Here is a 5,845-nt window from a genome sequence, read left to right on the forward strand (position 1 = left end):
CCATAACGCACAGCGTCGGCGGCGTGATCTGGCCCCGTGGTTTCCATATCCTCTATCCGCTTTTGATCACGGGCTAAGTAAGGCACGGTATCCCAGAAATACTCACAGTGCCGGGCGATATACAGGCCGGGGCGGTCGGGCTTGCCAGCATCCCCCAGTAGGCGGCGCATGATGTTCCACCCGGTGATACGGTCAGCCTTCTTCGCAGGGTGAAAGGCAACGCCAGCTTTCTGGAATTCATCGGCAATGCTGCCGGCCCCTGATCCTGTCTTGGCAAATATCGCATCGTCGGCCACGCCTTCGGGTTTCACGTCCCAATGCTGGCACCACTTGACGATCTCCTCACCAAGCACGGGCACTGTCCAGCCTAGTCCCCGGTCTGGGTTCTCACGTCTGGCGGTGTGCATTTCATCCACCAGCACAATAGAGCCACGCGGGTAGAAGCGATCATCAGGCCCAAAGCCACCCGGTGATACAGCACAGATATACGTCACGCTGGGGGCGCTGCTTCCGAAGTCGTGGGTAAGGTATACCGTCCAATCGTCGGGGATTTCCTGCCAGGTGGGTACGGCGTTGCGGCTCTCCTCCAACACAGACGCGAAGTAGGCGCCACGGTTAACGGCCCAATCTCCCTCTACCCATGCCCTCAATAGTTCTGGATCATCAGGGCACGCGCTTTCTAGCTGGTCGCGGTATTGCTCACGGTCTATCAGGTGGTTGCCTTGGAAGGTGGAAGGGCAGTACAGCCATTGGCGCTTGCTCTTTTCCTCGTAAAACGGCTTCCAGGGCTCAGCCTGAAACACATAGCGGCGGGCGATCCAATGATGGCCAGGGCCGCCAGGGTTAGCAGCCACCACCACGCGGATAGGCATGTCTTTAGGGCCGCGCAAGTTGGAGCGCATCAGGTCGAGAAGGTCAGGGGTTGGGTACTGTCCCGCTTCATCAATAATCAGCAGCGTGAAGCTACGGCCTTGGTACTTGGCATAATCGCCTTGGGTTTCTAGCTGGCCAAGTTCTAAATATCCCCCGTTGGGGAATTTCCAAACATGCTCGCCTTGGTTATACCGGGCGCTGGTGCCGTACACCATGCCAAACAGCGTGCGGGTTATCAGCTCGAAGTCAGCTAGCCCCTTATAGGTCTTGCGAAGGTAGAGGATGCGGGCCTGATCCCCGTACATTTCAACGTGACGTAAGCACAGTAGGGCCAAGCCGTAAGACTTACCACCACCACGGCCACCGCCTAAAAACAGGTCTAGCTCTTCAGGGGCGGCAAGGGTTCGCTGTTGAAAGTCGTTAAGCTCAATCGCTTCCACGCACCACCTCCCCATCTATTGTGCGGCTGAAGTCTTCCAGTGATTGCGGCCCCGGTAGCTGGAAGGTCACGCTTACACGGTTGGCCAATTCGCCTTGGTCGCCTTCACGGTAGCCATGACGGCACTTCAGCAGGAAGATAGCGGCTGTTACGTTGCCGCCTTCGGCTTGATCCATTAGGGCGCTTCTTAGCTTGGTATGCTCAATCTCTCGCCCTTCATCTAGCGCGTTTTGTAGCTCGGGGTGATTTTCCCGCCATGCTTGGAATAAAGCGGTGCTGATACCTAGCCCACGGGCCATGGCTTTGAGTGACAAGCCCCGCTGACTCATATCAAGAATTTTCTTTTCGGTGCCCTTGGGGGGCTTCTTTTGGGTTCCGGCGCACTTCGCCATATCTTGCCTCCTAAATGGCCCCCGTAGGGGCCAAGGTCGGTTATTGAGCGCGGGCGATAAGGAAGGCCAGGGGTACGGCCTTACGCTCTACCACGCGGCTCCAATTGGCGGGAAGGGCTAGCTCGGAAAGGCTGGGGGATTCGTCGGCAACGGTATCTTCCACCCACGTAAAGCCAGCAGGGTGCATACCCATGTTCATGCGGCTGTGCAGGATTTGTTGACCGCCACCACGACCAGCAGACGGTAGATTTTCAACTTCCGTACCATCAGCAATGCTCGGCTCAGCAGCGCCATAGCCCACGGCACCAGCACCAAACAGCGCGCAGGTGTAAGCGCCTTCGTTTACTGGTAAGCCGTCATCAACTACGGTCGCCAAGCCTCGGAAGGTGGCAATCGTTCCGCCTTGGGAATCGGGGATAAATTCGATCAGGTCATTCTTGAGGGCGCGGCGGTAAATGTCGCTGTGCATGGCGATAGAGACTAGGTTGCTCATCGAGTCGCCAAGGGTGCCAGTGGCATCAATCACCGCTTCAGCACCAAACACACCAGCCGCCCCGGTCTCGGTGCTAATATCCAGCACCATATCACCGTCAAAGTTGGCGATGTTATCGGCCATGATGCCGCGCAAAGACGCCACCAGGCGCTTTTGAAGCTGTCGATCCCAGTAGGCCACCACACGGCTCTGAATCTTCGCTAGGGCGTCATCCCCGGCGATTTCAGACGCTAGGTTCATGGCAGACCAGCTTTGGTGCAGATAGCTTTTACGCACAATCTGCTTCCCGCTGCCAATCTTCTTGGGGGTGGAGTGTGTTTCGGGGTCGTCGTTAACAATGTTGGCTTCGTCGTCTTCCAGGTCACGCCAGAAAGGCACGGTGAAGCTATGGGAACCGGCTTTAAGCTGCTCGGCAATCACGTTGTTTTGTACTGCAACACCAGCACGCACCAGGGCGGTTTTTTGCATGGTTTCTTGCAGCGTGTAGCCAGTGAAAGTGGCGGGTTCAATAATATCGGTTAGGCGTACAGTAGCCATGGAATCACCATAAAATATGGGTTAAGTGATTCTCACAGACCATTAGTCTTGGAGGGTGCCCCATCAGGGCTAAGTTACTAACGCTAAGCGGTTAGTGGGCTTTGCCCCATTAGGGCGAGAAGGGCAGCCCCATTAGGGCCACCCGTTTACTATATCACCGCATACCAAAGGTTGGCACGTTATCCGATGCTTCTTTAGGCTTTTCATCTGCAGGAGCGGGGCGGGAATAATGACGACCATTGCTGCCTATTGCGCCACCGCCTTTAGGCTTGGGTAGGAAAAAATCCAGTTCCGCTAAGCTGTGATCCTGAATAACGTCACGAATATCATTGAACGTTAGCTCTCGCGGCTCCTCGCGGTTGCCGTATTTGCCTTGCTGCACCGTTTTATAAACGGGATTGCCGTCTTTGTCGTGGATCCAGAAACGGCCCTCGTAGTCATCCTGAATAATGCTGAAGTACTTTTCAAACGACTCTCGGAAGATTGAGCCAGCACCGCTGATTTCCTTAAACACAGCGTTAACCGGGGCGTCATAAGTGTATGTGCGTAGCTCACCTTTGAGGTTTGCGTTTTCCGCTTCCAGGGCTTCCAGGCGTTCAGAGTTTTCGCCGCTACCTTGCTGGGCCTTCTTAACCTTGCCCAATAGCTCGGCATTTTTGGCTTTCACCTTTTCCAGTTCAGCGGTCAGGTTTTCGTTATTGGCTTGTAGTTGCTCAATCGTTGCTTCAGACATACTCGGCACCTCGTTTTAGTTTGGTGATAATCAGGTTGGCAGCACGGCGGCCAGCGTTATCGCGCTTGTGATACGTGGGTTCATCGTCGGCAGCGGTGCGCCAGGTTTCCACATAGCGTTCAGCCAGGCGTTGCTGCATTCGTGGGTGAAGGCGTAGAAGGCCCGTAGCCACATGGCGGCGATCTTCCGGCACCAGGGGGCAGCGTTCAGCGATCCACTCTAGCCAATCGGTAGTCGTTACCGGCTGAATATCAGATTTGTTTTCTGAATACGCGCCCTCTACTACCCCCCCTAAACCCCTTAAAGGGCTTTTAGGTGGTTTACGGGGGGTATCACCGTCCCCTTTTTCTATTTTTTCAAGCCAGCGTCCCATTACTCGTCCTCCTGATTCGGCACGTACTCCGAATGCCAATAGAAGTCGATGCGTGGCCTTCCGGTTGTCGGCACCTCCATTTCAGTCAGGTAGCCATGTTCAACAAGCACATCTAATGCCCCTTGCACGGCCTCGGTCGTGTCCAATCCTTGCCAGCCGCGTTGCTGTACCTGCTTAACCTTGAACGGGTTGGGCAGCTTCTGGCGACGTTTCAAGATCAATTTGGCACCTTGGATGCCGCTGTTGGTGGCTGCGCTATACAAGCGCTCTGCATGGGCGCGCAGGAAGTCGGCCCACTCAAGGGCACGGGCGGTAGAGGTCTTGCCCACGCTGCCTTGTTCGCCATCTATTACGGCGAATAGCAGCGCCAGGCTGCCCACTGTCTTGGGCATCTTCAGCAGGTGCTCAGCCATCAGTGGGGAAAGGTTGCCAGAACGACATTCAACGTTGATCTCTGTCATCCACTCAATGAACATTGCCTGGGCGTCGGCAGTGAAGCGCCACGCAGGCGGGGCACCATCATCATCAACGCCCAATTCCAGCGAGTGCAGGCGGTAAAACACCTGAGAAAAGCGCTCCTTGGCTTTAGGGTCAGGTTTGCGGTCGATCCACTTCCATGAAGGCTTGCCATCTGGCCAAACAGCCAGTTGGAAACGCTGTATCAAGCCATCATTAACCGTTCCCTTAGCACCGCGCACGATAGGCGCTAGCTTGCTTGGCTGGATGCCGCCAATGATGTTCAAAGCGCACCGCTCGATAGCCACCGTTCCCCGTCCAATACGGTCATAAGTAAACCGGGAGTCACCGTTGTAGCACTCTAGGTAGAAGGCACGTTCAGCGGCGTTTTCCTCCTGTTGCAGCTTTGCCAGCAGACCCGCCAATTCATCTCGCAAGATGGTCAAGTGGTGGTCAAACTGGTTCATAAGCTCGCCGGCTTTCTCAACCGTCGCATCGTTCAGAATGTAGCGTTCAGCAGGCTCAGGTGGCGCGGGTTCCTTTATGCTGCCCAACGCTGCCTTGGCGGCCTCCATGTCGCCTTTGGCTGCCTGATCCTTGGCCTTCTTCTTCACCGCAGCTTTAGCGACATCAAATAGCTCTACTTCCTCCTTGTGAGCCTTGGCAGCTTTCTCATGCTCTCGTCTTGCCTCAGCTTCAATGGCGTCAATAGCAAAGCGCATCGCCTTGATTGCCGGGGTTTTCATTGCCGAAGGGTCGCCCACCAGTACTGCCCACAGCACAATGACAATCTCCCAATCATCATGCTGCTTCGGGCGCATACGCACTTTGTGGCCTATCAGACCAGCCAGCAGGGCCAATGCCGATACGGCACAGTATTCCGGCGGGCACTGGATACGTTGGGCAACGTCTAGCACATAGTCGCGCAGCTCTTCCGGCAACATTTCCGGTTGAAAGTTAGGCACTTCGGGCAGGCTTTCAGGTAACGCCCTCGGGGGCGTCACTCTATCGACTCTCTGATCCAGCCAGTTTTCAGCCGTGTTTGACATAGCAACCCACCTCCCTTGCGGCAGCCCTCAGGCGGCCAGCGGCCACCGCCAAGCGGTTGCGGTCGTCATCAGATAACAGCGTCCCGCTATGCACAGCCTCAGCCGCTAACAGCGCAATCAGGGCTTCACGCGCCACCGCTGCCAATACGTCACGGGGAACCCATCGTTCACCAGGGCGCTTGCTAGCGGTGTATGCGTCGTTGTCACGCTCAGGAAACAGGTCTTTAAGCTCAAGGCCGATAGCGGCTAGCACGTCCCCAGTCGGGCATCCTGCAAAGCACTTCATCAGGATTGTGCCGTCTGAGGTTTCACGCACCGCCAAGCTAGGCGAGCGGTCTTGGTGTGCAGGACAACATGCCAGCCAGCGGCCCAGCCCGTTTTCCTTTACCTTGTCGAGTCGATTCAATATGGCGTGAACGTCAGCGCGGATGCTATTATTGGCTTGAACAGTATTATTTTGCGCTCGGCTCCGGTCGGGCGTTTTTATTGCTCGCTGCATA

General features: G+C 55.8%; 7 protein-coding genes. All 7 read right to left on the reverse strand.

Translation table 11 applies throughout. The features are described 5' to 3' along the window. A partial coding sequence (locus ACT3R7_RS20330; RefSeq protein WP_496199443.1) for a phage terminase large subunit occupies positions 1-1,313 on the reverse strand: 1,313 nt, incomplete at its 3' end. Beyond that, positions 1,300-1,704, reverse strand: a complete 405-nt coding sequence (locus ACT3R7_RS20335; RefSeq protein WP_051233849.1) for a hypothetical protein — start codon at positions 1,702-1,704, stop codon at positions 1,300-1,302. The genes ACT3R7_RS20335 and ACT3R7_RS20330, both read right to left, overlap by 14 nt. Before the next feature lie 40 nt (positions 1,705-1,744). Further along, positions 1,745-2,734 (reverse strand): hypothetical protein, encoded by a 990-nt coding sequence (locus ACT3R7_RS20340; protein ID WP_496199444.1) that lies wholly within the window; start codon positions 2,732-2,734, stop codon positions 1,745-1,747. Positions 2,735-2,888: 154 nt separating this feature from the next. Next, complete coding sequence (locus ACT3R7_RS20345) at positions 2,889-3,467, reverse strand: hypothetical protein (RefSeq protein ID WP_441675560.1); 579 nt, start codon at positions 3,465-3,467, stop codon at positions 2,889-2,891. Further along, on the reverse strand, positions 3,460-3,840 hold the full coding sequence (locus tag ACT3R7_RS20350) for a hypothetical protein (RefSeq protein ID WP_441675559.1): 381 nt from the start codon (positions 3,838-3,840) through the stop codon (positions 3,460-3,462). Before ACT3R7_RS20350 ends, ACT3R7_RS20345 begins: the two co-directional genes overlap by 8 nt. After that, the gene (locus ACT3R7_RS20355; RefSeq protein WP_441675558.1) at positions 3,840-5,345 is read right to left on the reverse strand and encodes a YfjI family protein; all 1,506 of its coding nucleotides are present in this window, start codon (positions 5,343-5,345) and stop codon (positions 3,840-3,842) included. The genes ACT3R7_RS20350 and ACT3R7_RS20355 overlap by 1 nt, the downstream gene beginning before the upstream one ends. After that, the coding region (locus ACT3R7_RS20360) for a CHC2 zinc finger domain-containing protein (protein ID WP_441675557.1) at positions 5,329-5,845 on the reverse strand (517 nt) is incomplete at its 5' end. The genes ACT3R7_RS20360 and ACT3R7_RS20355, both read right to left, overlap by 17 nt.

It is taken from the genome of Halomonas sp. AOP43-A1-21 (assembly GCF_052376775.1).
Classification (GTDB): Bacteria; Pseudomonadota; Gammaproteobacteria; order Pseudomonadales; family Halomonadaceae; genus Vreelandella; species Vreelandella colorata.

Coding starts and splice junctions, on each gene's coding strand:
- ACT3R7_RS20335 (WP_051233849.1), bottom strand. CDS start 1,704: ATGGCGAAGTGCGCCGGAACCCAAAAGAAGCCCCCCAAGGGCACCGAA.
- ACT3R7_RS20340 (WP_496199444.1), bottom strand. CDS start 2,734: ATGGCTACTGTACGCCTAACCGATATTATTGAACCCGCCACTTTCACT.
- ACT3R7_RS20345 (WP_441675560.1), bottom strand. CDS start 3,467: ATGTCTGAAGCAACGATTGAGCAACTACAAGCCAATAACGAAAACCTG.
- ACT3R7_RS20350 (WP_441675559.1), bottom strand. CDS start 3,840: ATGGGACGCTGGCTTGAAAAAATAGAAAAAGGGGACGGTGATACCCCC.
- ACT3R7_RS20355 (WP_441675558.1), bottom strand. CDS start 5,345: ATGTCAAACACGGCTGAAAACTGGCTGGATCAGAGAGTCGATAGAGTG.